Source organism: Burkholderia sp. BCC1972, assembly GCF_905339605.1.
Classification (GTDB): Bacteria; Pseudomonadota; Gammaproteobacteria; order Burkholderiales; family Burkholderiaceae; genus Burkholderia.
In genome coordinates this window covers 1-25,997 of record NZ_CAJPGH010000001.1, presented here as the reverse complement: position 1 = coordinate 25,997, position 25,997 = coordinate 1, and the positions used below count along the sequence as shown (strand labels likewise).

The following is a 25,997-nucleotide window of genomic DNA, read 5'->3' as shown; positions in this document are numbered from 1 at the left end:
ACCGCATGAAGCGCATCGCGTGCATCGCGCTGCTGCTGGCCGCACGCGTCACGCTGGCCGGCACCGTCGATGCCGCCCGGTACGACGCGTTCTGGCTGTGGGCGGGCGTGAAACCGCAGGCGGTCGTGCGCGGCGCGCGCACCGTCTACGTGCTGCAAGGGCAGATCGAGGCGGCACCGCGCGACGAGTCGCAAGTCCGCGTGATCGCGCAGGGCGTCGCGCTGCCGCCGGCGCCCAACGCACGCGTGTGGCTCGTCTATCGTGCGCACACGCTGCGCTGGACGCCGCGCGTCACGCAGATCATGCTCGCGCAGCTCGAGCGCTGGCGCGCGTCGGGCCGCACGATCACCGGCATCCAGATCGACTTCGATGCGCGGACGCGCCATCTGCAGGATTACCTCGAATTCCTGCGGACGCTGCGCGCGACGCTGCCCGCCGATTGCCGGCTGAGCATCACGGGGCTGCTCGACTGGAGCAGCCGCATCGAACCCGACCAGGTCAACCAGCTCAGGGGAATCGTCGACGAAGTGATCGTGCAGACCTACCAGGGGCGCAGCACGATTCCCGACTATGCGGACTACCTGCCGCGCGTCGCGCGGCTGCAGCTGCCGTTTCGCGTCGGCGTGATCCAGGGCGGCGAATGGGACGCGCCGCCGTACCTCGCGTCGAATCCGTGGTTCCGCGGCTACGTCGTGTTCCTGCGCAACGATTAGCGGGCCGAAACGGGCCGACGGCGAGCCGGCCCGAGTGCCGGTGTCAGTCCGGACGCGGCGAACGCGCGTCCACGTACACCCACGCAGCAACGCCAGATTCCAGCACGACGCGATCGCGGCGATAGGCGGCGACTTCGTAGTCGTCCGCGTGCTGCAGTTCCTCGCGCGTAATCGCGAACACGGCCCCGGTCACGCGATCGCCCGGCAGGCCCGTATAGGCGACTACCGGATGATGAGTCTTCCCGCTCGTCGCGACCACTTCCGGGTCTTCGATCTTCAGCATCGTCATCGCGTAGCCAGGCATCGCGTCCGGATGACCGACGAGCTTGCGGCCGAAGGTGGCGAGCTGCACCTGATCGAGTTGCAGCGTGCCGTAGGAAAAAAGCTGCTCGGAGAAAATCGGATCGGTGCTGGACATGAGTGAACTCGAAAAAGGAATCGGGGCAAACGAAGCGTAACGCAGCTCGCCGATGCGCTACGCGGCACTCGCGATCGTACTGCCGATCCCGGCGAGCGCGATCACGAGCAGCGCGAGCGCCGACGATGCGGTGATCCATCGCTGCTTCCCGTGAATCAGCGGATGGTTGATCGCGGCCATGTAGCCGGTGAGGATCGTGAAATCGACCGCGATCCACAGCGCGGCGAGGATCGCCAGGCTCACGCGCGAATCCGGCGTAATCGCGACGAACTGCGGAAAGAACGCGACGAAGAACAGCAGGTCCTTCGGATTCGCGATGCCGACCAGGAAACCGCGCACGACGCCGGGCAAACCGCACGGCTGCGGGCCCGACTCGCCGCCGGCATCGCCGCCGCTGCCGCGCATGCGGCCGGCGCGCCATTCGCCGAGCAAGGTGCGAGCCGCCAGCACCGCGATGAACACGCAACCGATCACGTGCAGCCCGTCGAGCAGGCGATCGCTGACAAGCACGACGCCGAACACCATCAGCATCGCGCCCGCGATCATCACGAGGCTCGCGGCATTCGCGCCCACCGCAGTCAGCATGCCCTGACGGAAGCCGCGTCGCGCAACGGTGCCCGTCACGAGCATGACAACCGGGCCGGGCGTCGCGATCAGCAGCACGATCGCGGCAAGATAGGCGAACAGCAGCGGGTAATGGACTGGCATGAAAAAAAGTTGTTATTTCGATTGATGGGCGGGCCGGTCACGGTGGCATCATGGAGGCCTTTCGTACCGAATTTCACCGTGATCCGGAGTATTGCGCGCCCTGGTCACTGTTGAAAAACGGAAAATCCTGCCTCATCACATGAGTTTTATTCATAATCTAAACCCATGAAGGCCAAGCCGCTCCCGCCCGTCTACGCGCTGCGCGCATTCGAAAGCGCCGCACGCACCGGCTCGTTCACGCTTGCCGCCGAGGAACTGAGCCTGACGCAAAGCGCGGTCAGCAAGCACGTGAAGACGCTCGAGGCCTACTTCGGCCGGAAGCTGTTCGTCCGGCGCGGGCCGAAGATGACCGTGACGGCGGAAGCGCACATCTTCGCGTCGGGCCTGAGGCGCGGTTTCCGGCAGGTCGAGGAAGCGTGCATGCTGTTCCGGACGCAACGCGACGTGCTGCGGCTCAAGGCGCCGTCGACGCTGACGATGCGCTGGCTGCTCGATGCGCTTGCCGCGTTTCGCGCGACGCGGCCGGCCTTCGAAGTGCAGATCGCGAGCGTGTGGATGGATGTCGATACCGTCGATTTCTTCAGCGAATCCTACGATTGCGCGATCCTGCTCGGCACCGGCAGGTTCGGCGAAAGCACGCACTGCGTGAAACTGTTCGACGAATGGCTGATTCCGGTGTGCTCGCGCGCGACCGCCACGGTCGCACGGGCGAACCCGGCCGCGTGCGAGCTGATCCACCCGTCGCCCGACCGGCGCGACTGGCGCCGCTGGCTCAAGGGCAGTGGCCACGATCTGGACGTGGACATCACGCGCGGGCAGGTGTTCGACATGCTCGAACAGGGGATGGCGGCGGCGATCGCCGGCCACGGGATTTCGATCGGCGACCTCGCGCTGTGCGCGAAGGCGATCGACGAGAAGCAGCTCGTGCTGCCGTTCAAGACGGCCGTCGCCACCGGCGACGCGTACTACCTCGTCTGGCCCGAGGATTCAGGCAAGGCCGCGCAGGTGCGCGAGCTGCATGCGTTTCTGGCGAGCCGGTTGCCACGCCTGGCGCATCCCGGCGTCCGCTTCAACGGCTTGGGCTGAAACACGCGGCAGGCGGTCGCGGCGCCTGCCGCCCGTCACGGCGCAGCCCGCCGGAGCAGGCAAGCGCCCGACATCGTCAGGCCTGCACGAATGCCAGCAGGTCGGCGTTCAGGACGTCCGCGTTGACCGTCAGCATCCCGTGCGAGTAGCCCGGGTAGGTTTTCAGCGTGCCGTTCTTCAGCAGCTTGATCGACTTCAGCGCGGCGTCCGCGATCGGCACGATCTGGTCGTCTTCGCCGTGCAGCACGAGCGTCGGGACGGAGATCGACCTCAGGTCGTCGGTCTGGTCCGTTTCCGAGAATGCCTTGATGCCTTCGTAGTGCGCCTTCGCACTGCCTTCCATGCCCTGGCGCCACCAGTTGCGGATCACGCCCTGATGCACGGTTGCGCCTTCCCGGTTGAACCCGTAGAACGGGCCGCTCGGCACATCCAGGAAGAACTGCGCGCGATTGTCCGCGAGCGCTTTGCGGAAGCCGTCGAACACCTCGAGCGGCAGGCCTTCGGGGTTCGATTCGGTTTTCAGCATCAGCGGCGGCACCGCGCTGACCAGCACGGCCTTCGCGACGCGGCCGGCCGGCTCGCCGTGCTTCGCGACATAGCGCGCGACTTCGCCGCCGCCGGTCGAGTGGCCGATATGCACGGCATTGCGCAGGTCGAGCGCTTCGACGACCGCGAACGCATCCGCGGCGTAATGATCCATGTCGTGGCCGTCCGAGACTTGCGCCGAGCGCCCGTGGCCGCGCCGGTCGTGTGCGATCACGCGATAGCCCTTCTGGACGAAGAACAGCAGCTGCGCATCCCAGTCGTCGCTGGACAGCGGCCAGCCGTGGTGGAACATGACGGGCTGCGCGTCTTTCGGACCCCAATCCTTGTAGAAAATCTCGACGTTGTCCTTCGTGGTGACGTATGGCATCGCGATGCTCCTGTGAGGTGGATGAACGTGGCGAACGGGCCGCAGCCATTATCGGCCATTATTGTGAAACCCCGGTGCCATCGTGCGTCGCGACAATCGATCATCCACCGGCAGGAAAGGAACGGTGCCGCGCGTCAACCGTCCGTCGAGACCGTTACGGCTTCCCACGCGCGGATTTCGTCGTCCAGTGCGGACAGCTTGTTCCGCACCAGCCGCAGTGCATCGCTACCGAGCAGCAAATGCGCGGGCGGGTGCTCGGCTGCGATGACGGCGAGCATCGCGCGTGCGGCCTTCGCGGGGTCGCCCGGCTGCTTGCCGCTCTTCTCCTCGCGCGCCTGGCGGATCGGGTCGAAGAGCGCGTCGTAGTCGGCGATCGAGCGCGGCGTGCGGGCCATCGAGCGGCCGGCCCAGTCGGTGCGGAACGATCCCGGCGCGACGGCCGTCACCGCGATGCCGAACGGCTCGAGCTCCTTGCCGAGCGATTCGGAAATGCCTTCCAGCGCGAATTTGCTGCCGCAGTAGTAAGCAATGCCCGGCATCGTGATGTGGCCGCCCATCGACGTGATGTTCAGGATGCGCCCGCGCCGGCGCTCGCGCATGAACGGCACGACGGCCTTCATCATCGCGACCGCGCCGAACACGTTCACGTCGAACTGCCGGCGCATCTCCGCGAGCGGCGCTTCCTCCATGATCCCTTCGTGCCCGTAGCCCGCGTTGTTCACCAGCACGTCGACGGGCCCGACGTTCGCCTCGATCTCCGCGACGACGCCGTCGATACGGTCGAAGTCGGTCACGTCGAGCACGCGCGCGAACGCCGCCTGCGCGGACAGCGCTTCGAATTCCCGCGCCGCCTGCTCGCTTCGCACCGTACCGACCACCGTGTGACCGGCCGCCAGCGCCTCCTGTGCCAGCGCGCGACCGAACCCGCTGCTGACGCCCGTGATGAGCATGATGTTGCCGGATGCCATGTGTGCTTCTCCCGAATAGCGATTGGAGCATGCATACTAGTCTGGCGAGCAACGTCGAATAAGCCCGATTCCGCTGATTTTCTTGCACAAAACTATGAGCGCCGCCCCCACCTCCGCCCAACCACCATCGCCGTCTCCGCGCGACCGGAAGCGCCTGGCGACGCTGCTGCGCGCGCTGGCGCCCGACGAGGGCTACAACCTGACGGCACTGCCGAGCGTGCGCATCCTGCGCTCGAACCGCGCGCTGTCGCGCACGCCGGTGCTGTACGACCCCGGCATCGTGATCGTGTGCCAGGGATCCAAGCGCGGCTACTTCGGCGGCGAACGCTACCTGTACGACGAACACCACTACCTGGCCGTGTCCGTGCCTGTCCCGTTCAGCATGGAAACCGACGCGACGCCCGAGCGCCCGCTGCTCGCGCTGTACCTGCACCTCGATTTCACGCTGGCCGCCGAACTCGCGGCGCAGATCGACCGCGCAGGCAGCGCGGAACCCGTGCAGGCGCCGAAGAGCATGATGTCGACGCCGATGGATCACGCGATGCACGCATCGGTGCTGCGTTTCGTCGAGGCGATGCACCGGCCGCTCGACGCCGCGGTGCTCGGCCCGGCGTTGCTGCGCGAGCTGTATTTCCGCGTGCTGACCGGCGCCCAGGGCAGCGCGATGCGAAGCGCGCTCGCGATGCGCGGGCAGTTCGGCCGGATCGGCCGGTCGCTGCGCGTGATCCATGCCGACTACGCGCAGCCGCTCGACGTGTCGCAACTGGCCGACGCAGCCGGCATGAGCGTGCCGAGCTTTCACAGTCACTTCAAGGCGGTCACGCAGGTCTCGCCGATGCAGTACCTGAAATCGACGCGCCTGCATCAGGCCCGGCTGTTGATGGTGCGCCAGGACCTGACGGCGGAGGCAGCCGGCTACGCGGTCGGCTATACGAGCCCGTCGCAGTTCAGCCGCGAATTCAAGCGTCTGTTCGGCCTCACGCCGGCGAAGGAAACGCAGCGCATGCGTGAAAGCTTCGCGATTCCGGAGGCATTCGACGACGCGGTGTTCGTGTCGTCGCATTGATGGTCGAGCGCCGAAATCCGGCCGCGCCGCACGCACTCAACCTGCGGCATCGAGCGCCAGGCCGGCCAGCGACTTCAGGATGAACGCGGTCACGCCCCAGATGTCCTGCGGCTGGTCCGCCCAGTACCAGCCGCCCGCGCGTTCGCCGTCGCTGTACTGCCGCGGCAGGTCCGGATTCAGCAGCGCCGAGAACGGAAACTCAAAGATCTCCTCGACTTCGACCGGCGCGGCCTCCCATGCGGCGGTTTCCGGCACGATGCCGATCACGGGAAAGATCGCGTGATTGCGCTTGCGGGTTTTATGAATCGGCAGGCTGCCGACCACGCGGACCGCAGCGGGATCGAGGGCGATTTCCTCGAATGCCTCGCGCAGCGCGGTCGCGCCGATGCTCGCGTCGGATTCGGTCGGACGCCCGCCCGGAAAGCTCACGTGCGACGCGTATTCGCTGAGCCCCGACGATCGCTTGGTCAGCAGGATCGTCGGTTCGCGCCGTGTGACGATCGCCACCAGGACCGCGGAGAATTTCCACTGGCCGTCGTTGTCCGCGAGGGTCTGCTTCGCCGTCGGCCAATCCGTTGCGGCGGGAATGCGGAAGCCTTCCACACCTCGCACGATCGCTTCCAGTGCAGCCTGCCCGCCGGCGTGACTCGGCACGCTTCCGTCGGAATCCATGTCTTCCTCCTGCCTGCCTGAATCGGCACGCGTCGAGCGACACTGAACCCGACACGTGTTACCTGGGCGCGGCGTCGTTGTCTTGGTCGTACAACCGGATGAATCGGCATTCGAATGCGATCGCGGATAGCATGCGCGCATGCGCGACTGCCTGCTCCCACGCAAGCGCGTCCGCCATCGTTGCGGAAATCAGGATGCCTGGACCGGACCGCCGGGGGCGAATCGGATAACCCCGATGATGCATGAAAAGCCGATCGCAGGTACGCCGCCCCTTCATCGCATCTTGCGGGCACAATGGCGTACCGCATGGCAACGCCATGCATCGATCACGCCGGCGCAAACAGCCGATCAACCCTGTTCCGGAATCGGCCAATCGCCGCACCCACGCGAGATTCCAATGACGCCGTATGCCTTCCGCCTGCTGAATGTCTTCGCCGAATCGACGTTCGGCGGCAACCCGCTTTGCGTATTCGAAGACGCGCGCGGCATGGACGACGCGACCATGCAGGCGCTGGCCGTGCAGTTCAACCTGTCGGAAACGACCTTCGTGCTGCCGTCCGACCATGCACACGCGCGGGTCCGCATCTTCACGCCGGGCTATGAGATGGCCTTTGCGGGCCATCCGACGCTCGGCACCGCGCATGTCGTGCGCGACCTGCTGAAAGCGGGCGACGCGCTGGCGCTCGAATTCAAGGCCGGCGTCGTCGACGTCGATGCGCGCGACGACGTGTGGACGTTCGTCGCGCCGCACGCGGGCATGCCGAAGACGGCACCGTGCGAATTGTCCGGCGCACGGACGGCGGCACTGCTGGGGCTCGCCGAAGATGATCTGCTCGCGCCGCCGATCTGGGTCGACACGGGCGCCGATCAGTTGCTCGTCGCGCTCAAGGACCCGGCTGCCGTGCGGCGCGCACGGCCCGACGGCGCTCTCCTCGACAGCTGGCCGCATAGCAGCCTCGGCCGCAGGACCGCGTATGTGTTCGCGTTCGACGCCGAACGGCCGGGGACGGTGGTGTCCCGTTACTTCTTCGTGAAGCAGGGCGGCGGCGTGTCGGAAGATCCGGGTACCGGCTCGGCCTGCGCGAACCTGGGTGGCTGGTTGCTTGCCGCCGGACGCGATCTGCCTGCCGCGTTTCAGGTCGAGCAAGGCGAAGCCGTCGGGCGGCCCTGCCTGCTGCGGTTGTCGGTCAGCGCGGATGGCAGGATCAGCGTCGGCGGGCGCGTGGTGGAACTCGGGCGCGGTGTCGTCAACGTGTAGCGGGCGGTATCTGCCGAGCGGGGCGCAGCGAGAAACCGGCCAGCGCACCCGCGATCGAACCAGTCGCGGCTCGCCGTCAATCCGCCACGTATAGCGGATTCATTTCAACTGGCGCACCGCGCCGAACGAGGTCGGCGAGCGCCTGCGCCGGGTCGCCGCCTCCCGACGACATCCGATCGACAAACGCGTCGGCATCTTCGATCTTTACCCATCCAACGATGGCCTCGGCCGAAACGCCCGTTGCATTCACCTCGTGCCCGGTTGGATCATCACCGTCCGGTGCAACGGTCATGTGACCGTTCGCGACCATCGTCTTCGTCATGTCGTACGCGTGCTGTCCTTCGCCCAGCCGCCGCGTGTCGATCACGTAGAGATACCCGGGCCCGGAGCCTGCGCCGTTTGCACAGTAAGGCAAAGCGTGCGCCGCAGTTTTCGCGGTCGATACACCCGATTGCCCCGTCGCGCCCTTGGTCCGCGCAAGCCCCTGCGCCTCCAGGAGGTGCGCGTCGACGTCAAGCGGATTCCGGCTCGCGAACCCGCCGGCCCCGACCACCTCGCTCGGTGAGCGCGAATCGCCGCGGAACACCATCCCGTGATAGGCAAACAGCGCTTCGTGCGCCGGCGATACGGTCGAGTGCCCCGCCGCAGCCGTCACGCCGTGCGGCTGCGCCCCGACGATGAAACGCGTCAGATCCGCCGGGCTCCGGATCGCGAGCGCCCCGCCGTCGGGCGATCGGCCTTCGACCGGCATGTCCATGCCCAGCGTCCCCATTACCTCCTCGGAGAAGTCGCCGCTGCCCAGATCCAGCAGCGGTAGTTCGAACGCGCTGCTCTCCGTGCGCGATGGCAGCGTGCGCGCATCGCCGCCGTGCAGCACGAATGTGCAGTTGCTCCCCTGATCGTGACACAGCACCGCGTCGACGCGCGAAGCCGGGCTGCCGGCAGCAGCAGCCGCTCCGCCGACAAGATGCGGCGCCCCCTCGCCGGTCGCGTCGACGATTTTCACGGTCGCGCCGGGCTTGCCGAACACGTCCGCCGCAATGCGCACGATCGCGTCCCGATCGCGCACCACGTCGACGTGGCGATCCGGCTGCGCGGCCGTTATCTCGGCCAGGATGCGGCGGCGTGCGCTCATCACCTTGCGCGACGCGATGCTCGTCGGCATTTCGCTGTGTCCGCCGAGTTGCTGGTGCAGCGCATACAGCATCGAGTCCAGTCCCGGCGAGCCATGGTTGCCGATCACGCTGACGCCGGCCTGTTCCAGCTTCAGACGCCACGTCAACGGCTCGGCGGCCGACACGCCCTGCTCCGGCATCCGGTCCGCCACCGCCGAGGCCGCGTTGACGCCGCGCGAATCGAGCACCTGGTCGGAAAAGCGGCGCCGCAGGTGCTCGCCGAACAGGTGCGATTCGAGCCACGCGGCCGCCTTGTGCTTCGGCATCGCTTCCAGCTCGCCGATTTCCGTCTCGGTGAAGCGAAAGTCGCGCAACGTGTTGCGCGCGGCCACCGCGGCAGGGCCGCCGCCGCGCAGTTCCGCGGCGAACAGCCGTGCGGCGAACACGGGGTTGTCGGCCGCGAAGCGCGTCGTCAGCATGCCGGTCACTTCCGACGCCGGCCGGCCGCGATACGGCGCCACGTCGAAACCGACAGTCGCCGGCGCGTCGCCGCCGGCCACGCGTGCGCCGAGCGCGGCGAGCGCCGGCCCGGGCGTATAGGCAGCCTCTTCAAGACAATGCGCCTGCAATGCGTCGTAGCTGTCGTCCGGCTGCGACATCGGCGTGATGCCGGCGAGTGCCGTGTAGCTGTCGCCGCTGCCGAGCGCGGCCTCGCGCGCGACAAACGCGAGCGCATCGCGCTGCTGTGCGTCGGTGCCGAGCCCGCTGCATTCCTCGGCGAGCACACGCAGTGCCAGCTTCGCGCTCGCGTCGGGAGCATGCGCGGTCAGCAGCGCATGCGCGTCGTCGAAGCGGTCCGCGCGTTCCAGCGCATTGAGCTTCGCGATGTCGCCGGGCGACATCTTCAGCGTGTTCGCAAGGAAATGATCGCCATTGCGCAGCCGCATCGCACGTGCGCCGCCGTTCGCGATTCTTGCATGGAGATCGGGCAACCCGCGCAGCAACGCCTCCTCGCGCATCGCCGCGGTAACGGGAATCGCATTGCGCCGGTTGATGTCGGCAGCAAGCGAACGCCGGCCGGCATACGCGAGATAGACGGGGCTCATCACCGCGCGCGTCGCGCTGACGCCCGCCGCCGCACCGGGATTCGCCGCCAGTTCCGCGATGGACAACGCGCCGCTTACGGCTCCATAGCCGACCTGCACCTTCGCATGACGCTTCTCCTCGCGCAGCGCGTCGAGGGCGACGTCCTGATGCGCGAGGATGTGCTTGCGCAGTGTGTCGGTTATGTCCGGTTGCGGATGCGCGCGGCCGGTCTGCAACGGCAGCACCTTCTGGTTGTAGCGCGTCCGCAGCTCGCCGAGCCGGTCGAGGTCGGTGCCCTGCGAGAATTGCCTGACGAGCGCGGCGCGAATATCGGCGCGCTGCGGGCGCGTGGTCGGCAGCGTCGCGTCGGCCTTCCAGAAGCGCCACGAGCCGAAGTGCAGCGTCGCGTGGAAGCGCTCGCGGTCCGCGGCCGGCAGTGCCTGGTAGCGCGCGATGAAGGCCGGCACATCGCCGGCCGCGGCGATCGCGCGCAGCGTCGATGGCGGGAACGCGTGCAGGTCGATGCCGGCCTTGCGCAGTTGCGCTTCCACGGACGCGACGGCCGGCGAACTCCTGGCACCCAGCGCCTCCGAGCGGGCGGTCTTCAGTGCGTCGAACACGGCCTCGCTGCGGCCGGGGCGCACTTCGGCCTCGATCAGCGCGTCGATCACGGCCTCGCGGGCGCCGCGCCGCATGCTCGCGCTGTTCAGGTTGGTCGTGCGCCCCATGTTCAGCACTTGCACCGCATTGCGCGTACTGGGGAAGTGCAGCAGGTTGAGCAGCTTCTTTTGGCCAACCAGACCGAGGGCGTTGAAATTCTTCATGAAGCGCGCGACCTCCGCATCGCTGCGCGTGCGCAGGATCGCGTAGGCGTTCGAGCCGATCCGGCCGGACGCGTGCAGATCGTCGAGTTCGCGCAGCGCGGCGCCGGACGAATCCGTACGCGCGCTGACCGGGTTCCTGACCGCCGCACGCAGCAACTGGATACGATCGACGCTGCGGTCGACCTTCGCGCTCGTCATCGCACCGGCCGCAACGTACATCGCGCTGCCGGCCAGGCCGATCGCGCCATCGGCAGTCACCGCGTGACTGCCGTACATCGACTGCCCATGATGCGCGGCACTCTCGCCGCGCCCGACCTCGCCCAGCACGCCGAGCCCGACGTCGCGGATTGCGCCGGGCGCGGCACGCGCGGCGTTACCCTTCGCGAGATCGTACGCGACCCGTGCGTCGTTGCCGGCGAGCGTGCCCGGCTTTGCATCCTTCGCGGCGCTCGCGGTCTTGGCGAGCGTCACCGTCTTGTTGGTCATCGAGACCGCGGTCGCGGCAACATCGAGCGCCTGCGGCAACATGCCGATACCGGTGGTCGCCTCGCCGACCACGTGCGTCTGCTCGGTCGCGCCGTGGAACGTGCTGGCGAGCCCGCTACCGGCGGCGGTCGCATTGGACACAGCCCACAGCTCGTAGCTGGCCGCCGCCGCCGCGCCCACTTCCGGCTCGGCTTTCTCGAGCCCCTTCGCGACCTTGCCGCCTAGCCGGCGCGGAACCTTCGACAGTCCGTCGAGCAGCGTGTGCCGCGCCTGTGCCGCGGGTTTGTCCACGTCGGCGTGAGTGGTTGGCGCGTCGCTGCTCGTGCTGGTGGTATCGGCACTCGATGGGCGAAGCCGGCCAGGAAGCCGCAGGGGCATGGGGAGATCCTCGAATCATGACGGCGCCGCGCGTCGGCGGCGCCGTCATCACGAATACGGTATCGGATTGATTCGGCTAGTAGAGCGGAGATCGCCCGCATGATGAAACGTGATCGGAATTCGCGTCACGAAATGCGAAGCGAGTAGCAGCCGGCACGCGTGGCCGGACAGGAAACTGTCACAAACAACAGGATCGGTCGCGCGCCGGGCGCAGGAAGAAATGGCGGCCGCCCGTGTCGAGCGACAAAAAAGGACGCACTAGAGACCGGCTCTATTCGAACAGAGAGCTTGCTCACGTCAACGACACGCGCATCCCACTCGAGCCACGCTTCGAAATAGTCTTGCCCCGATGTCCAGGAAGTTTCCTTGCGCAAACTACTCGTCGACAATCCGAATTGCAGCATATAGTTGCGAAGGCACGGGTGTCACATGCCATATTCGGATGGCAAATTAGGTGGATTGGATCCCAATCCCGTCGGGATGTCGCACCGACAATAATCCCGCAAATAGCGTCATCGCTCGGTTAATCGATACGATCCTGTTCGCGAAGCACCTGCTGGAGCAGGGCTTCTATACCTCGCCGATTTTCTTCCCGGTGATTGCAAAAGACCGCGCGGGCCTCAGAATCATGATCCGGGCCAACATGCGGCGCGACGACATCGAGCGCTTCGCCGCCAGCCTCAACCGACTCAGGGCCAACCATGAGTGACAAACGCGCGCTCGCCGTCGAGACGCCGCTCAAAAGCAGCACCTCGACCTTTCGCGCCATGGCGCTGGCCTGTCTGATCGTCTTCATGGCGCAGATGGCGACGACGGTGTATCTACCGTCCCTGCCGATCGTGATGCGCGAACTGGAAATGACGCAGGGCGCCGCCGAACTGTCCATCTCCGCCTACGTGATCGGCGCGGCGCTGCCCGTGCTGTTCTGGGGCGCGGCCGCCGAACGCTGGGGACGTCGCAGCCCCCTGCTGATCTCCCTGCTGCTGTTCGTGACGAGCAGCCTGCTGCTCGCGCGCTGCACGTCCGCGCCGGCGCTGCTGGTCCTGCGCGCCGTGCAGGGCGTCGCGGGCGGCGGCGCGGCGATCATCGCCCGCATCATCGTGCGCGACAACTGGCGCGGCGACGAACTGGCGCGCCGGCTCTCGGTGCTGTCGATCGCGTTCATCACCGCGCTCGGCGGCGGCCAGTTCATCGGCGGGCTGATCGGCCGCTACAGCCACTGGCAGGCGGGCTTCGTGCTGATGGCCGTCACCGGCGCGCTGGCGATCGGCCTGTCGCAATCGCTGCCGCTCAAAGCAGGACGTCGCGACGCCGTCACGACCGGCATGGCCGGCACCTACTGGGCCGTGCTGCGCCGCCCGGGCTTCCTGTGGCCGGCCTGCGCGGGCGGGCTCGGCTTCGCGACGACCGTGACGTTGCAGGAAGTGAGCCCGTTCGTGTTCCAGGAGCACTTCCGGCTGGCCGTGACAAGCTTCGGCGGCATCGGCCTCCTGATCGGCGTCGCGTACTTCAGCGGCGCGATGCTGGTCAATCGCCTCGTGAGCCTCGTGGGCGGCATACGGCTCATGCACACCGGCGCAACGCTCGTCGCCGCCGCCACCACGCTAATGCTCGCGTCCTGGGCAAGCGGCCTGCTGATCCACGTCGCCGGACTGTGGATCTTCATCGCGCTGTACTGCGTGACGATCTTCGGCCAGGCCGTGCTGTTCCCGAACAGCATGGCGACCGCCGTCAGCGACGCCCAGGCGCACGGCGCGCATGCGATGGCGCTGTGCGGCTTCCTGCAGCAGGGCCTGGCCGGCATCGCCGCCACGGCCGCCGTGCTGCTGCACCATGACGGCACCTGGACCGTCGCCGTCTTCGCACTCGGCGCGCTGACCTTCCTCCAGGTGAAACTCAAGGTCCATCCCCGGTAACGCCGTCGGCCTGGACGCCAGCCGGCACTGCGCGACCCGCGCGTGCAGGCTGGCCAGCTCGACACGCATCTGGTCGACGCATTCATCCAGCACGGCGCACCGGGATCCGCCGTCGATCAGGCGATCGCCTGCGCGGCCTTCGTGGACAGCGCCGAGGCCGCCGCGCCATCAGTCCGTTCGCCCTGGACCGGCGGCGTCGGGCCGTTCGACCGCCTCGCGCTCGACCCCGATGCGCCGCTCGGCAGCCGGGTCGAGCGCGACGACGTGATCGCGATCGTGGAAGCGATGAAGATGGAGAACCGCATTCACGCGCAGGCCGCGGGGACGCTCACTGCGTTGCACTGCCAGCTCGGCGACATCGTGGCGGCGGGACAGACGCTCGCGAGCATCACGGCCGACGCCGCCTGAGACGTGCGGCGCGAGGCGCAGCCCTTGTGCGCCCCGCCCTGCCGCTTACCGGCGGCTCGCTGTTCGCTTTTCTCAGCGACGGCGCAACTCATTGATAGATGAAGATTTTCAGGGTCAAGTGACCTGCCCCCTTCTCATAAGTGCGACCTTGTGTGTATGTCGACACCGCCACATGCCACCACCCTCTCCAGACGGCCAGCCCAAATAGTGATCAATTTCACATTTAAAGATTGTATTCTCACATTTATGTTATTTTATTATCATTCATTGCGGCCGCCGCCGACCATGCGCGGCCCACCTCATACCAAGGAAGAGACCCAGATGGAGACAATCGCCGTTATCGGCAGCAACATGGTCGACCTCGTGACCTATGTCGAACGCATGCCCGCCCGCGGTGAAACGCTCGAGGCGCCGAACTTCGAGCTCGGCTGCGGCGGCAAGGGCGCGAACCAGGCCGTCGCGGCCGCCCGCCTCGGCGCGCGCGTCGTGATGGTCACGAAGGTCGGCGACGACGTGTTCGCCGACAACACGATCCGCAACTTCGAGCGCGAAGGGATCGACACCACGCACGTGCGCAAGGTCGCCGGCGTGCCGAGCGGCGTCGCGCCGATCTTCGTCGAACCCGATTCGAGCAACAGCATCCTGATCGTCAAGGGTGCGAACCGCCACCTGAAGCCGGCCGACATCGACGCGGCCGCGCCGGCGCTCGCCGAATGCGCACTGATCGTGCTGCAGCTCGAGATCGAACTCGACACCGTCTATCACGCGATCGCATTCGGCGCGCGGCACGGCATCCCCGTGCTGTTGAACCCCGCGCCCGCGGTGGCCGGCCTCGATTTCGACCGGATCCGCTCCGTCGAATTCTTCGTGCCGAACGAAACCGAGCTCGCGATCGTGTCGGGCATGCCGGTCGATTCGCGCGAGAGCGCGACCCGCGCCGCCGAAGCGCTGGTCGCACGCGGCCTGAAGCACGTGCTCGTCACGCTCGGCAGCAACGGCTCGCTGCTCGTCTCGCGCGACCGCGTGCGGCACGTGCCGGGCGTACCGGTCGACGCGCGCGACACAACGGGCGCAGGCGATGCGTACATCGGCTGCTTCGCGCGCTGCTACGCCCAATCGCGCGACGCAGTCGACGCGATGCGCTACGCGTCCGCGTATGCCGCGCATTCGGTCACGGGCCTCGGCACGCAGAAGTCGTACGCCGACGCCGCGACGTTCGAACGCTTCCTCCACGACGCCGGCTTCTGATCGGCGCCTTCATCGACGAGACATTGGGAAGGAGACACCCATGAGCCGAGCCAGGATCGAACACACCCCCGACGGCTATTACCTGAACCGCACGCCGCTCTTCGCGTTCACGCTGCTGTGCTGCCTGTTCGCGCTGTGGGGCACCGCCGCGAACCTGAACGACGTGCTGATCGCGCAGTTCAAGAAATCGTTCTTCCTGTCCGACTTCGAATCGGCATTCGTGCAGTCTGCGTTCTATCTCGGCTACTTCTTCCTCGCGATTCCGGCCGCGACCGTCGTGAAGAAGTTCAGCTACAAGACGACGATCCTCGTCGGCCTGCTGCTCTACACGACCGGCTGCCTGCTGTTCTTCCCGGCCGCGTCGATGGCGAAATACGGGATGTTCCTCGTCGCGCTGTTCGTGATCGCGGCCGGCCTGTCGTTCCTCGAAACGGCGTCGAACTCGTATTCGACGCTGATGGGCCCGCGCGACACCAGCACGCGGCGGCTGAACATCTCGCAGACGTTCTATCCGTTCGGCGCGATGGCCGGCGTCTACATGGGCAGCCTCCTGATCTTCAAGGAAGGCGACGCGTCGCACGCGCAGCTCGCGGCGATGTCGGCGGCCGACGCGCGCGTGCACCAGCTCGCGATGATCCAGGCCACGCTCGCGCCGTACAAATGGCTGATCGCCGTGCTCGTCGCCGTGTTCATCGTGTTCGCGCTCACGCCCTACCCGGCCTGCAAGGGCAACGGGCCCGGCGCGATCACGCACCGGATCGACGCGCGCGGCACGCTCGCGCGGCTGTTCGGCAACCGGCGCTTCGTCGCGGGCGTCGTCGCGCAGTTCCTGTATGTCGGTGCGCAAGTGGGCGTCTGGAGCTTCACGATCCGGCTCGCGATGCAGATCGGCGGCCTCACCGAGCGCGGCGCGTCGCACTACCTGCTCGCGACGTTCTTCGCGTTCTTCGTCGGCAAGCTGGTCGCGACGCTCGTGATGAAGCGCGTCGGCCCGGCCAAGGTGCTGATCGTCTACGGCATCCTGTGCATCGCGCTGCTCGCGTACACGATCAGCGTGCACAACATCACGGCCGTCTATGCGGCCGTGTGCGTGAGCGTGTTCCTCGGCCCGTGCTGGCCGACGATCTATGGCCTGACGATCGACGGTCTCGGCAAGGACACCGAATACGGCGGCTCGATCCTCGTGATGAGCATCGTCGGCGGCGCGGTCGTGCCGCTGATCCAGGGGCTGATCTCCGATCACACCGGCGGCAACATGCAGCTCGCGTTCGTCGTGCCGCTCGCATGCTTCGTCGTGATCGTCTACTACGGCTTCTACTGCCTGCGCCACCTGCCGGCCGCGACGCCCGACGCCGCCGCCGACGGCCGCGCAACCGCGCGCTACGCCGCGTCGCGCAACACGTCGGGAGCGTGACCATGCGAGGCGAGATCGAACTGCGGCGCGACGACTTCCGCGAAGCGCCGCACACGCTGTACCGCACCGACGGCCTCACCGTCACCGCGTTCGCGTATCCGTCCGGCGTCGAGGCGCTGCGGCTCGAGAACCGTCGCGGTCACCTCGTCGTGCTGCCGTATCTCGGCCAGATGATCTGGGCCGCCGAATTCGACGGCCGCGACCTGACGATGAAGCACATGTTCCGGCAGCCGAAGCGCGCAACGTCGATCATCGATACCTACGGCTGCTTCATGTTCCACAGCGGGCTGCTGCGCAACGGCTGCCCGGGGCCGGACGACACGCATGCGCTGCACGGCGAGATGCCATGCGCGCCGATGGACCGCGCGAGCCTCGTCGTCGGCGCGGATGCGCGCGGCGCGCTCGTCGAAGTGACCGGCGAATACGAGTACGTGCAGGGCTTCGGCAGCCACTATGTCGCACGTCCGTCGGTGCGGCTCGCCGAGCACGACGCGCGGATGACGATCACGATGGCCGTGACGAACCTCGGCGGCACGCCGATGGACCTGATGTACATGGCCCACCTGAACTACGCGTACGTGCCGGGCGGCCGCTTCGTGCAGTCGCTGTCGCGCGGCGGGTTGCGGCTGCGCGACAGCGTGCCCGCGCACGTGAAGCCGACCGCTGCATGGCGCGACTACACGACCATCCTTGCGCGCGAACCCGAGCGGCTCGCGACGCTCGATACGCCCGCGCTGTACGACCCCGAGATCGTGTTCTTCATGGACGGTGCGGAAACGGACGCCGACGGCGTCGCGCATTTCCGGCTCGCGCATCCTGACGGCGGCGCGTTCCACACCGCGTATCGCCCGGAGCAATTCCCGCATGCGGCGCGCTGGATCCTGCACAACGCGGACCAGCAGGTCGCCGCGTTCGTGCTGCCTTCGACCTGCGAGCCGGAAGGGTATGAAGCCGAACGCCGCAAGGGCCACGTCGCGGCGCTCGCGCCGGGTGCGACGCGCCGCTTCGAAGTGCTCACCGGCTACCTGAGCGCGGCGGAAGCACGTGATGCCTGATGCAATGCAAGGTGCGATGCATGGCCGCGCGGCATCAGGTCACGAGCGCGATCCCGTGTTCGCGGATCGCCGTTTCGTAGCGGCGGCTCAGTTGCCCGTCGGAGATCACGTAGTTGAAATCGGTCAGTTCGGCGAAGTAGGCCGCGCGCACTTCGTCGAATTTCGTGTGGTCGACGAGCAGGAAGCGGTTCTGCGCGCGCGCCATCACCTTCTTCTTCGCGTCGACTTCGTGGAAGTTGAAGCACGTGACGCCGCAGCGGTCGCTGACGCCGGCCGCCGAGATGAACGCCTTCGACACGCGCACCGAGTCGAGAATGCCCGTTTCGGCGACCGATTCGAACACCATGTTCTGGCGGTGATACACGCCGCCGCACAGGATCACGTTGCAATGCGGCTTCTGCTGCAGCTTCGCGAAAACGTTCAGCGAGTTGCAGACCGCCGTGAACTCGAGGTCGTCCGGGATGAAATCGACGATGAACGGCGTGGTCGAGCCGCAGTCGACGAAGATCGTGTCGCCGGTCGTCACGAACTGCGCGGCCAGCTTGCCGATGCGGCGCTTCTCCTCGGTCTGCCGGTTGTTCTCCGCGCTGATCAGGTATTCGCCGATGTCGCTGCGCTGCGCGGCGAAATGGCGCGTCACGTAGCCGCCGATCAGGCTGAGGCCGTGCGGGTTGTCCGCGAGATCGCGGCGGATCGTCATCTCGGACACGCCGAACAGCTCGGCGACTTCCTTCAGATGAATCGCGTTCTGTCCTTGCAGCACGTTCATCAATGTCTTGATCCGTTCGCCCTTCTTTGTTTCCATGCCTGTATCCTGCGTGCCCGTCGCGTGAGTCGCTCGTCGTGCCGGGCGCGCAGGCCCGGCCGGAATGTCGTATTTGTAACAAACCGATGTGAAAACATCAACTTTCCGTGTGCCCTTGCGGCACACGAACCGTGGAGTCCTGACACATGCCGCTTTCCAACGCCCAACTCGCCCAAACCATCGATCACACGCTGCTCGCGCCCGACGCGAGCGACGCGCAGATCCGCGAACTCTGCCGCCAGGCGGCCGAGCATCGCTTCTACTCGGTCTGCGTGAATTCGGCGAACGTGCCGCTTGCCGCGCGCGAGTTGGCCGACACCGGCGTGCTCGTTTGCGCGGTGGTCGGCTTCCCGCTCGGTGCGGGGCTGTCGGCCGCGAAGGCATTCGAAGCCACCGCCGCGATCGACGCGGGCGCCGGCGAGATCGACATGGTGATCAACCTCGGTGCGCTGAAGAGCGGCCGTGCCGACGACGTGAAGGCCGACATCGCGGCCGTGCACCGCGCATGCGGCGCGGTGCCGCTCAAGGTGATCCTCGAAACGGGGCTGCTGTCCGACGACGAGAAGGTGCGCGTGTGCGAGATGTGCCGCGATCTCGGCGTCGCGTTCGTGAAGACGTCGACCGGGTTCGGCCACGGCGGCGCGACGCTCGCGGACGTCGCGCTGATGCGCCGCACGGTCGGGCCGACGCTCGGCGTGAAGGCGTCGGGCGGCGTGCGCGACCGCGCGGCCGCACTCGCGATGCTCGAAGCCGGCGCGACGCGGCTCGGCACGAGCTCGGGGGTCGCGATCGTCACCGATCAGGGAGGCAGCGGGTCGGGGTACTGACACGCGAACGGCCGGCCTTCGCACGCGTGCATCACGCGTCAGGACCGGCCGTCGGCAACCAACGTAAGATATCGAACAGAAGCGTCCCGCGCGAAAATACGAAAATCGAAAACCAGAGGTCATCTGCATCGCTTCGCGATCCCCGAACTTATCGTCAAGGCGCCAATGCAAGCCAATCTTCGATCCCGGTTCCATCGCGAAGGCTTTGCGGTCATCGACCGGCTGATCGACACATCGGAGATCGAGGACTTGCGCGAAATGGGCCATCGTCTGCTCGGCAGCCGCACCGGCTATGCGCAGGGCCTGATGTTCGATTTCTATCCCGAGTCGAACGGGCGTGATACCGGGCCACAACTTCTCCAACTCCACTGGGCATCCTATTTCGAGCGTCGGCTATCGAAACTCCGTATCCGCCGCGCCGCGCTCGATATCGCCAGGGCGCTGCTCGGCCCGGATGTTCGCTTTGCCGGCGACAGCTTTTTCCTGAAGCAGTCGCGTACGGACACCGTGACGCCCTGGCATCAGGACGACGCATTTACCGACGCGCGCATCGACCATCGCGAAGTCAACTTCTGGATTCCGCTACAAGCCGTCTCGATCGACAACGGATGCATGCAGTTCATCCCCGGATCCCATCTGTACGACGTCCTTCCGCATTTCCCGCTCGGCGGCGACGTGACCGCACATGGACTCGAGTGTGTTGGCGGATTCGATCCGGCGCGCGCCGTGGCGTGTCCGTTGATGCCGGGAGACTGCACCGTGCATGCGGGACGCACGCTGCATGCCGCGGGGGCAAACTTCTCGGACCAGCCGCGGTTCGCGTATTCGCTCAATTTCCGGTTGCCACGACGGCGCTCGACCAGGGCGACGAACTTTCCCTGGCACGACACGTGGCGGCCCTCGCGCATCGAGCGCTCCCGGGCGTCCCGGAGCCTGCGTGGGTACTGGCCGCACCTTCGACGCGAGCTGTACACGTTCGATTTCCGCAATCCGTTCGAGTGGCAGCTCGCGGGCGGCAGGATCGCGCGTTGGCTGAACGTGCCGCGGCAGCCGATGCGCGAACCCGAGCCGGAATGAATCGTGGCGGGATCGGTGCGGAGCTGCCGCATGTCCCGTACGCGTGCGCCACGCGTGAAGACCGGCCCACTGGATCCAGCGCACGATCGGCACCATGCGTGCGGTGCCCGGCAAATGCACGCGGTTCGGCCAACGACACTGCCCCGCCTCTTTCGCGCATGCGACAACCCCGGCACAATGCCGCCCATGCGCTACGACAACGCCTTCGCCTACCCGTCCACCGGCCTCGCCGGGCGGCTCGCCAACCGGATCGTCGCGAGCGGCCCGCTGCTGCGCGCACGCCGCGCGCTGCTGTCTCGGCTGCCGTTCCTGCAGCTCGCGAGCGACGTCGAACATGTCGTGTATTGCACGTGGGCTGTCGATGTCGCGGCCGTCGCGCACCTCGTGCCACGCGGCGTCACGCTCGCGAGCCGCGACGGCCGCACGCTGTTCACGACGCTCACCTACCGGCACCGGCACTTCGGCCCGCGGCTCGCCGGCCCGCTGCGGTGCGTGTTTCCGTCGCCGCTGCAGAGCAACTGGCGACTCTACGTCGACACGCTGCCGGACGGCGTGCCGGCCGAGCGCACCGTGCTGTTCGTGAAGAACGTGTTCGACCATCCGCTCTATGCGCTCGGCAGCCGGCTGTTCAGCGACGCGCTGCCGTCGCATCTCGCGCGGCCCTTCACGCATGCGGTGCGCGATGGACGCTACGACACGCGGCTGGCGGGAAGCGGCGGCAGCGCGCCCGACTTCCGCTGCACGTCCGAAGCGTCGGACGACCGGACGCTGCCCGACGCCTTCGCCCCGTTCTTCGACGACTGGCGTGCGGCCGTCGCCGCCCTGTCGCTGCAGCACGCCGCCGTTGCCCATGTCGAAGACTGCGACCGCCTCGCGTATGCGTCGATCGACCTGCCGATCGACGTCGACGCGGTACTGCCGCTGAAGACGGTCGGGCTCACCGGCGGCGGCGACTTCCTCGCCCGCATCGGCGCGACCGGCGAACCGCTGTGCTTCGTCGTGCCCGACGTCGCATTCCGCGTACTGTCCGAGCGGTTGCTGTAGCGCGCGGCTCAGGCAGTCCGGCGCGCAACGGGCTCAGCTTCCGCCGCTGGCGCGAGCAGGCGCGGCGGCGGCTCGCGCTCAAGCGTCTTGCGCGCGGCGAGACGATCGTCACCGTCGCGATGGATCGCGGCTACAGCAGCCAGAGCGCATTCTCCGCGATGTTCAAGCGGCATGTCGGCGTGTCGCCGTCGGCGTGCCATGCGTAGCGACGACGCTACCGCGCCGCGATTCCCGCGATGAAGCACGCGCATGCCGCCGCCGAAGCGACCGTGCGCACGTGATTCCACATCGTCCAGTCGTGCACGTAGCGCGCCCACAGTGCCGCGCCTTGCACGCTCGCCGGATCGGCCGCGGCAAGCGCGTCGTTGAGCGGCACGTTGACGGCCATCGTCACCGCGAACATGCCGAACACATAGAGCACGCCGCCCGCGACCGCCGCCATCGCGCCCGGCTGGTCGCGATCGAACAATGCGATCACGACGAGCGCGAGCGCCATCAGCGTCGTGCCGAGGAACAGCGGCATGAACGGCGAACGCACGATGTCGACGTTGATCGCGTTCATCGCGACCGCGCCGGCCGGCGGCGCGAGCCGGCCGAGCGACGTCATCACGAACGTCGAGAACGCGAAGTACACGCCGGCCATCAGCCCGCAGCCGACGGCCGAACCCCACAGCAACGCGGAAGTCACGAACGCGATCATGGTCAGGCGCTCCATACGCCGGTGGCGGCCGTCGCACGCGCATAGTCGGCGAAATCGCGCGCCGGCCGCCCGAGCGTCTCTTCGATGCCATGCGCCACCGCGCTGTTGCGCCCGTCGAGCACCACGCGGAACAGATCGTCGAGCAGTTCGACGACCGGTTCCGGCACCCCGACCTCGTGCAGCCCCGCGACGAACGCATCGTGCGAAATCTCGCGATAGGCGACCGGCCGGCCGGCGGCCCGCGCGATTTCACCGACGGCTTCGGCGAACGTCAGCGCGCGCGGGCCCGTGACTTCGATCACACGATCCGCGAACCTCACATCGGTGAGTGCGGCCACGGCCACATCGGCGATGTCGTCCGCATCGACGAACGGCTCGCGCACGGCGCCAGCAGGCAGCGCGACTTCGCCGGCCAGCACGCCGTCGAGCAGGTAGCCCTCGGAGAAGTTCTGGTTGAACCAGCTGGCGCGCACGACACCCCAGCCGACACCCGACGCCTGCAGCGCCGCTTCGGCCGCCTGTGCGCCGGGCTCGCCGCGTCCGGACAGCAGCACCACACGCTCGACGTCGCGTTCCCGCGCGAGCCGTGCAAAGGCTGCGATCGCTTCCACGGCGCCTTCGACGGACAAGTCGGGCTGGTAGGTCACGTAAGCGGCCGATACGCCGTCGAGCGCCGCGGGCCAGGTCGCGGGCGCCGTCCAGTCGAAGCGGACGGCCGACGTGCGCGACACGGGGCGCGTCGCGAGGCCGCGTGCGCGCAGCCGTGCTTCGACGCGGGCACCCGTCTTGCCCGAACCGCCGACGATGAGGATGGGAAGTGCCGACATGTGTGTCTCCTTTGACCAAAATACGAGAATTTCTCGCCTTTCAAAAACACGATAGACTCTCGCATTAACAACGTCAAGTTTTTCCGGAGGCGGCATGGGCCGACAAAAATCGGGGCAGGACGACGAGGCCGATACGACGGCAGCGGACACGCCGGCGCGCGCGCGGCTGGTGCCGACGCAGCAGCGCAGCCGCGAGCGGTTCGAGCGCATCCTCGCGTGCGCGTCGGAAGTGATGATCGAGAAAGGTTGCGATGCGTTCCGGATGAGCGACATCGTCGAACGCACGGGCATCTCGTTCGGTTCGCTGTACCAGTACTTTCCGGACAAGGCCGCGGTGATCGGCACGCTCGCGGAGCGCTACAACGCGGTCGGGCACGACTGCGTGCGGCGCGACCTCGCCACGATGAAAACGCTCGACGACCTGCACGGCACGCTCGCGCGCATCACGGACAGCTACTACCGGATGTTCGTCGACGAGCCGCTGATGCGCGACATCTGGCGTGCGACGCAGGCCGACCGCGCGCTGCAGGCGCTGGATCGCGCGGACGGCGAATTCCTGGCCGGACTGTTCGCGGATGCGTTGGCGGAAGTCGCGCCCGACACGCCCCGCGCGCAGCGCAACGCATTCGCCGAGCTGATGATGATCCAGATCGCGGCGGCCGTGCGCCATGCGATCACGCTGCCGCCGAAGGCGGCGCGGCAGATTCTGGCGATGTTCAAGCGCGCGCTGCCGCGCGACCTGTCGGTACTCGACGCGTAACCGCGCCGCTCAATGCACGCGGCCGCCCGAAGGCGGCCGCGCAAAGGGGCATGACGTGCCGCTTACTTGCTGTAGTCGTACACCCCGCGCCCGGTCTTGCGCCCGAGCCGCCCTGCCGTCACCATCTCGCGCAGCAGCGGGCAGGCGCGATACTTGGGATCGCCGAAGTCCTTCAGGAACACGTCCATCACCGCGAGGCACACGTCGAGGCCGACGAGGTCGGCCAGCGCGAGCGGCCCGATCGGGTGGTTCGCGCCGAGCTTCATCCCCGCATCGATCTCCTCGGCCGACGCGATGCCTTCGGCCAGCACGAAGAACGCTTCGTTGATCATCGGCACGAGAATCCGGTTCACGACGAAGCCCGGCGAATTGCGCACGCCGATCGGCGACTTGTCGAAGCGCTCGGTCAGCGCACGCACGGCCGACGCGGTCGCATCGCTCGTCTGCAGCCCGCGGATGATCTCGACGAGCGGCATCAGCGGCACCGGGTTGAAGAAGTGCATGCCGAGGAAGCGCGACGGATCGGCGAGCAGCGCCGCGAGCGCGGTGATCGAGATCGACGACGTGTTGGTCGCGATGATCGCGTCAGGACGCGCGACCGCCTCGATCTGCTTCAGGATACGGCCCTTCAGCTCGACGTTCTCGGTCGCGGCCTCGATCACGATGTCGACCGAGGCGAGCTTCGCGTAGTCGGTCGACGTCGTGATGCGCGCCAGCGCCGCGTCGCGGGTGGCCGCGTCGAGCTTGTCCTTCGACACGAGCCGCTCGAGGCTGCCCTTCAGCGTCGCGAGGCCCTTGTCGAGCGCGGCGTCGCTGACGTCGATCATCACGACATTGAGCCCTGCAACGGCCGCGGTTTGCGCAATGCCGTTACCCATGGTTCCGGCGCCCACGACGCCGACGATTTCGATGGCCATGAAATTTCCTGTGTATTCGGGTGCTGAACGTTCGATTATCAGATGTTCTCGAAGATCGCAGCAATCCCCTGGCCGCCGCCGATACACATCGTCACGAGCGCGTAACGCCCGCCGATGCGCTTCAGCTCGTACAGCGCCTTGACCGTGATCAGCGCGCCGGTCGCACCGATCGGGTGACCGAGCGAGATGCCCGAGCCGTTCGGGTTGACCTTCGCGGGATCGAGGCCGAGCTCCTGCGTGACCGCGCAAGCCTGCGCGGCGAACGCCTCGTTCGCCTCGATCACGTCGAGATCGCTGATCTTCAGGCCCGCGCGTTCGAGCGCCTTCTGCGTGGCCGGCACCGGGCCGATGCCCATGTAGGCCGGATCGACACCCGCATGCGCATAGGCGACGAGGCGCGCGAGCGGCTTCACGCCCTGCGCGCGTGCGGCGTCCGCGCTCATCATCAGCACGGCTGCCGCCGCATCGTTGATGCCCGATGCGTTGCCGGCCGTCACGGTGCCGTTTTCCTTCGCGAACACCGGCTTCAGCTTCGTGAAATCGTCCGCGCTCGCGTCGTGACGCACGTGCTCGTCGGTGTCGAACGCGACCTCGCCCTTCTTCGTGCGGATCGCGATCGGCAGGATCTGGTCCTTGAAACGCCCTTCCGCGATCGCGCGCGCCGCGCGACGATGCGATTCGAGCGCCAGCGCATCCTGCGCGTCGCGCGAGATGTCGTACTTGCGTGCGACGTTCTCGGCCGTCACGCCCATGTGGATCGTCTGGAACGGGTCGTGCAGCGCGCCGAGCATCATGTCGACGAGCTTGCCGTCGCCCATGCGCTGGCCGAAACGCGCGGCCGGCACCGTGTACGGTGCGCGGCTCATGCTCTCCGAGCCGCCGCCGATCGCGACGTCGGCATCGCCGAGCATGATCGTCTGCGCGGCCGACACGATCGCCTGCAGGCCCGAGCCGCACAGGCGGTTCACGGTCAGCGCCGGCGTGTGCTGCGCGACACCGCCGTTGATCGCCGCGACGCGCGCGAGATACATGTCCTTCGGCTCGGTGTTCACGACGTGGCCGAACACGACATGCCCGACCGCATCGCCCGACACGTTCGCGCGCGACAATACTTCGGCGACCACCTTCGCGCCGAGATCGGTCGGCGCGAAATCCTTCAGGCTGCCGCCGAAATCACCGATCGCGGTACGGACACCGCTCACCACCACGACTTCTTTCGCTGCATTGCTCATCGTCTCACTCCGGTTCGTTCGCGCCCGCAGGCGCAAGGATGCGTTGCGTTACATGTTCGGGTAATTCGGCCCGCCG

At 67.3% G+C, this 25,997-nt stretch carries 25 protein-coding genes and 1 pseudogene; 15 read left to right on the top strand and 11 right to left on the bottom strand.

Annotated features, from left to right (window positions below):
- Positions 1-5: 5 nt before the first annotated feature.
- Positions 6-713 carry a DUF3142 domain-containing protein gene (locus U5798_RS00130; RefSeq protein WP_124456302.1) on the top strand — a complete coding sequence of 236 codons (708 nt, stop codon included), beginning with the start codon at positions 6-8 and terminating at the stop codon, positions 711-713.
- Between the two features lie 43 nt (positions 714-756).
- Here the strand turns inward: U5798_RS00130 and U5798_RS00125 are convergent, their stop codons facing one another.
- Together U5798_RS00125 and U5798_RS00120 are read right to left on the bottom strand one after the other, a co-directional pair.
- Positions 757-1,131 (bottom strand): gamma-glutamylcyclotransferase family protein, encoded by a 375-nt coding sequence (locus tag U5798_RS00125; protein ID WP_322080792.1) that lies wholly within the window; start codon positions 1,129-1,131, stop codon positions 757-759.
- A 57-nt stretch (positions 1,132-1,188) separates the two neighbouring features.
- Positions 1,189-1,839 (bottom strand): LysE family translocator, encoded by a 651-nt coding sequence (locus U5798_RS00120; protein WP_322080791.1) that lies wholly within the window; start codon positions 1,837-1,839, stop codon positions 1,189-1,191.
- A 165-nt stretch (positions 1,840-2,004) separates the two neighbouring features.
- On the opposite strand from U5798_RS00120, the gene U5798_RS00115 reads away from it, so the two are divergent.
- Positions 2,005-2,925 carry a LysR substrate-binding domain-containing protein gene (locus tag U5798_RS00115; protein ID WP_322080790.1) on the top strand — a complete coding sequence of 307 codons (921 nt, stop codon included), beginning with the start codon at positions 2,005-2,007 and terminating at the stop codon, positions 2,923-2,925.
- Between the two features lie 76 nt (positions 2,926-3,001).
- On the opposite strand, the gene U5798_RS00110 is transcribed toward U5798_RS00115, so the two are convergent.
- Complete coding sequence (locus U5798_RS00110; protein ID WP_124456301.1) at positions 3,002-3,838, bottom strand: alpha/beta fold hydrolase; 837 nt, start codon at positions 3,836-3,838, stop codon at positions 3,002-3,004.
- Between the two features lie 134 nt (positions 3,839-3,972).
- Positions 3,973-4,806: an oxidoreductase gene (locus tag U5798_RS00105; protein ID WP_322080789.1), complete on the bottom strand. Its 834-nt coding sequence runs from the start codon at positions 4,804-4,806 to the stop codon at positions 3,973-3,975.
- Between the two features lie 94 nt (positions 4,807-4,900).
- Here U5798_RS00105 and U5798_RS00100 point away from each other — a divergent pair, with 94 nt between their 5' ends.
- Complete coding sequence (locus U5798_RS00100) at positions 4,901-5,872, top strand: AraC family transcriptional regulator (RefSeq protein WP_322080788.1); 972 nt, start codon at positions 4,901-4,903, stop codon at positions 5,870-5,872.
- Between the two features lie 36 nt (positions 5,873-5,908).
- Here U5798_RS00100 and U5798_RS00095 read toward each other — a convergent pair whose 3' ends face one another.
- Positions 5,909-6,544, bottom strand: a complete 636-nt coding sequence (locus tag U5798_RS00095; RefSeq protein WP_322080787.1) for a CoA pyrophosphatase — start codon at positions 6,542-6,544, stop codon at positions 5,909-5,911.
- A gap of 397 nt (positions 6,545-6,941) precedes the next feature.
- Between U5798_RS00095 and U5798_RS00090 the strand changes: the two genes are divergently transcribed.
- Positions 6,942-7,802, top strand: a complete 861-nt coding sequence (locus U5798_RS00090) for a PhzF family phenazine biosynthesis protein (protein WP_322081192.1) — start codon at positions 6,942-6,944, stop codon at positions 7,800-7,802.
- A 76-nt stretch (positions 7,803-7,878) separates the two neighbouring features.
- On the opposite strand, the gene U5798_RS00085 is transcribed toward U5798_RS00090, so the two are convergent.
- On the bottom strand, positions 7,879-11,604 hold the full coding sequence (locus U5798_RS00085; protein WP_322080786.1) for a hypothetical protein: 3,726 nt from the start codon (positions 11,602-11,604) through the stop codon (positions 7,879-7,881).
- Between the two features lie 541 nt (positions 11,605-12,145).
- On the opposite strand from U5798_RS00085, the gene U5798_RS00080 reads away from it, so the two are divergent.
- The 6 genes from U5798_RS00080 to U5798_RS00055 all read left to right on the top strand — a co-directional run bounded on the left by U5798_RS00080 (position 12,146) and on the right by U5798_RS00055 (position 17,732).
- Entirely contained in the window at positions 12,146-12,400 is a 255-nt protein-coding gene (locus U5798_RS00080) for a hypothetical protein (RefSeq protein WP_322080785.1), read from the top strand.
- On the top strand, positions 12,393-13,607 hold the full coding sequence (locus tag U5798_RS00075; RefSeq protein WP_322080784.1) for an MFS transporter: 1,215 nt from the start codon (positions 12,393-12,395) through the stop codon (positions 13,605-13,607). The genes U5798_RS00080 and U5798_RS00075 overlap by 8 nt, the downstream gene beginning before the upstream one ends.
- Positions 13,608-13,649: 42 nt before the next feature.
- Positions 13,650-14,015 carry an acetyl-CoA carboxylase biotin carboxyl carrier protein subunit gene (locus U5798_RS00070; RefSeq protein WP_322080783.1) on the top strand — a complete coding sequence of 122 codons (366 nt, stop codon included), beginning with the start codon at positions 13,650-13,652 and terminating at the stop codon, positions 14,013-14,015.
- A gap of 321 nt (positions 14,016-14,336) precedes the next feature.
- Positions 14,337-15,263, top strand: coding sequence for a ribokinase (gene rbsK, locus U5798_RS00065; RefSeq protein ID WP_322080782.1), 927 nt, complete (start codon positions 14,337-14,339; stop codon positions 15,261-15,263).
- Between the two features lie 40 nt (positions 15,264-15,303).
- Positions 15,304-16,677: an L-fucose:H+ symporter permease gene (fucP, locus tag U5798_RS00060; protein WP_322080781.1), complete on the top strand. Its 1,374-nt coding sequence runs from the start codon at positions 15,304-15,306 to the stop codon at positions 16,675-16,677.
- Between the two features lie 2 nt (positions 16,678-16,679).
- Positions 16,680-17,732 carry an aldose 1-epimerase family protein gene (locus U5798_RS00055; RefSeq protein ID WP_322080780.1) on the top strand — a complete coding sequence of 351 codons (1,053 nt, stop codon included), beginning with the start codon at positions 16,680-16,682 and terminating at the stop codon, positions 17,730-17,732.
- Positions 17,733-17,766: 34 nt separating this feature from the next.
- On the opposite strand, the gene deoR is transcribed toward U5798_RS00055, so the two are convergent.
- Entirely contained in the window at positions 17,767-18,537 is a 771-nt protein-coding gene (gene deoR, locus U5798_RS00050) for a DNA-binding transcriptional repressor DeoR (protein ID WP_322080779.1), read from the bottom strand.
- Positions 18,538-18,683: 146 nt separating this feature from the next.
- On the opposite strand from deoR, the gene deoC reads away from it, so the two are divergent.
- The 4 genes and pseudogenes from deoC to U5798_RS00030 form a co-directional block, all read left to right on the top strand.
- Positions 18,684-19,364: a deoxyribose-phosphate aldolase gene (gene deoC / locus U5798_RS00045; RefSeq protein ID WP_322080778.1), complete on the top strand. Its 681-nt coding sequence runs from the start codon at positions 18,684-18,686 to the stop codon at positions 19,362-19,364.
- A gap of 165 nt (positions 19,365-19,529) precedes the next feature.
- Positions 19,530-20,441, top strand: coding sequence for a phytanoyl-CoA dioxygenase family protein (locus U5798_RS00040; protein WP_322080777.1), 912 nt, complete (start codon positions 19,530-19,532; stop codon positions 20,439-20,441).
- A gap of 177 nt (positions 20,442-20,618) precedes the next feature.
- Complete coding sequence (locus U5798_RS00035) at positions 20,619-21,485, top strand: DUF2071 domain-containing protein (protein WP_322080776.1); 867 nt, start codon at positions 20,619-20,621, stop codon at positions 21,483-21,485.
- 29 nt (positions 21,486-21,514) lie between these two features.
- Positions 21,515-21,691 (top strand): annotated as a pseudogene (locus tag U5798_RS00030) (helix-turn-helix domain-containing protein); the annotation flags it as partial.
- A gap of 8 nt (positions 21,692-21,699) precedes the next feature.
- On the opposite strand, the gene U5798_RS00025 reads toward U5798_RS00030, so the two are convergent.
- Together U5798_RS00025 and U5798_RS00020 are read right to left on the bottom strand one after the other, a co-directional pair.
- Complete coding sequence (locus U5798_RS00025) at positions 21,700-22,185, bottom strand: DUF1772 domain-containing protein (RefSeq protein ID WP_322080775.1); 486 nt, start codon at positions 22,183-22,185, stop codon at positions 21,700-21,702.
- A 2-nt stretch (positions 22,186-22,187) separates the two neighbouring features.
- Positions 22,188-23,012, bottom strand: a complete 825-nt coding sequence (locus U5798_RS00020) for an NmrA family transcriptional regulator (RefSeq protein ID WP_322080774.1) — start codon at positions 23,010-23,012, stop codon at positions 22,188-22,190.
- Between the two features lie 94 nt (positions 23,013-23,106).
- On the opposite strand from U5798_RS00020, the gene U5798_RS00015 reads away from it, so the two are divergent.
- Positions 23,107-23,772 carry a TetR/AcrR family transcriptional regulator gene (locus U5798_RS00015; protein WP_322080773.1) on the top strand — a complete coding sequence of 222 codons (666 nt, stop codon included), beginning with the start codon at positions 23,107-23,109 and terminating at the stop codon, positions 23,770-23,772.
- 62 nt (positions 23,773-23,834) lie between these two features.
- Here U5798_RS00015 and U5798_RS00010 read toward each other — a convergent pair whose 3' ends face one another.
- Both U5798_RS00010 and bktB read right to left on the bottom strand, forming a co-directional pair.
- Complete coding sequence (locus U5798_RS00010) at positions 23,835-24,689, bottom strand: 3-hydroxybutyryl-CoA dehydrogenase (protein WP_309291612.1); 855 nt, start codon at positions 24,687-24,689, stop codon at positions 23,835-23,837.
- Between the two features lie 38 nt (positions 24,690-24,727).
- Positions 24,728-25,921, bottom strand: coding sequence for a beta-ketothiolase BktB (gene bktB, locus U5798_RS00005; protein WP_322080772.1), 1,194 nt, complete (start codon positions 25,919-25,921; stop codon positions 24,728-24,730).
- Positions 25,922-25,997: the final 76 nt, after the last annotated feature.

What these genes read in the sequence shown, in the direction of transcription:
- U5798_RS00055 (WP_322080780.1), top strand. Translation starts at nt 16,680, where the DNA reads ATGCGAGGCGAGATCGAACTGCGGCGCGACGACTTCCGCGAAGCGCCG.
- U5798_RS00130 (WP_124456302.1), top strand. Translation starts at nt 6, where the DNA reads ATGAAGCGCATCGCGTGCATCGCGCTGCTGCTGGCCGCACGCGTCACG.
- U5798_RS00120 (WP_322080791.1), bottom strand. Translation starts at nt 1,839, where the DNA reads ATGCCAGTCCATTACCCGCTGCTGTTCGCCTATCTTGCCGCGATCGTG.
- bktB (WP_322080772.1), bottom strand. Translation starts at nt 25,921, where the DNA reads ATGAGCAATGCAGCGAAAGAAGTCGTGGTGGTGAGCGGTGTCCGTACC.
- U5798_RS00025 (WP_322080775.1), bottom strand. Translation starts at nt 22,185, where the DNA reads ATGATCGCGTTCGTGACTTCCGCGTTGCTGTGGGGTTCGGCCGTCGGC.
- U5798_RS00015 (WP_322080773.1), top strand. Translation starts at nt 23,107, where the DNA reads ATGGGCCGACAAAAATCGGGGCAGGACGACGAGGCCGATACGACGGCA.
- U5798_RS00075 (WP_322080784.1), top strand. Translation starts at nt 12,393, where the DNA reads ATGAGTGACAAACGCGCGCTCGCCGTCGAGACGCCGCTCAAAAGCAGC.
- U5798_RS00090 (WP_322081192.1), top strand. Translation starts at nt 6,942, where the DNA reads ATGACGCCGTATGCCTTCCGCCTGCTGAATGTCTTCGCCGAATCGACG.
- U5798_RS00095 (WP_322080787.1), bottom strand. Translation starts at nt 6,544, where the DNA reads ATGGATTCCGACGGAAGCGTGCCGAGTCACGCCGGCGGGCAGGCTGCA.
- U5798_RS00020 (WP_322080774.1), bottom strand. Translation starts at nt 23,012, where the DNA reads ATGTCGGCACTTCCCATCCTCATCGTCGGCGGTTCGGGCAAGACGGGT.
- U5798_RS00010 (WP_309291612.1), bottom strand. Translation starts at nt 24,689, where the DNA reads ATGGCCATCGAAATCGTCGGCGTCGTGGGCGCCGGAACCATGGGTAAC.
- U5798_RS00040 (WP_322080777.1), top strand. Translation starts at nt 19,530, where the DNA reads ATGCAAGCCAATCTTCGATCCCGGTTCCATCGCGAAGGCTTTGCGGTC.
- fucP (WP_322080781.1), top strand. Translation starts at nt 15,304, where the DNA reads ATGAGCCGAGCCAGGATCGAACACACCCCCGACGGCTATTACCTGAAC.
- deoR (WP_322080779.1), bottom strand. Translation starts at nt 18,537, where the DNA reads ATGGAAACAAAGAAGGGCGAACGGATCAAGACATTGATGAACGTGCTG.
- U5798_RS00125 (WP_322080792.1), bottom strand. Translation starts at nt 1,131, where the DNA reads ATGTCCAGCACCGATCCGATTTTCTCCGAGCAGCTTTTTTCCTACGGC.
- rbsK (WP_322080782.1), top strand. Translation starts at nt 14,337, where the DNA reads ATGGAGACAATCGCCGTTATCGGCAGCAACATGGTCGACCTCGTGACC.
- U5798_RS00100 (WP_322080788.1), top strand. Translation starts at nt 4,901, where the DNA reads ATGAGCGCCGCCCCCACCTCCGCCCAACCACCATCGCCGTCTCCGCGC.
- U5798_RS00115 (WP_322080790.1), top strand. Translation starts at nt 2,005, where the DNA reads ATGAAGGCCAAGCCGCTCCCGCCCGTCTACGCGCTGCGCGCATTCGAA.
- U5798_RS00035 (WP_322080776.1), top strand. Translation starts at nt 20,619, where the DNA reads ATGCCGCCCATGCGCTACGACAACGCCTTCGCCTACCCGTCCACCGGC.
- U5798_RS00105 (WP_322080789.1), bottom strand. Translation starts at nt 4,806, where the DNA reads ATGGCATCCGGCAACATCATGCTCATCACGGGCGTCAGCAGCGGGTTC.
- deoC (WP_322080778.1), top strand. Translation starts at nt 18,684, where the DNA reads ATGCCGCTTTCCAACGCCCAACTCGCCCAAACCATCGATCACACGCTG.
- U5798_RS00110 (WP_124456301.1), bottom strand. Translation starts at nt 3,838, where the DNA reads ATGCCATACGTCACCACGAAGGACAACGTCGAGATTTTCTACAAGGAT.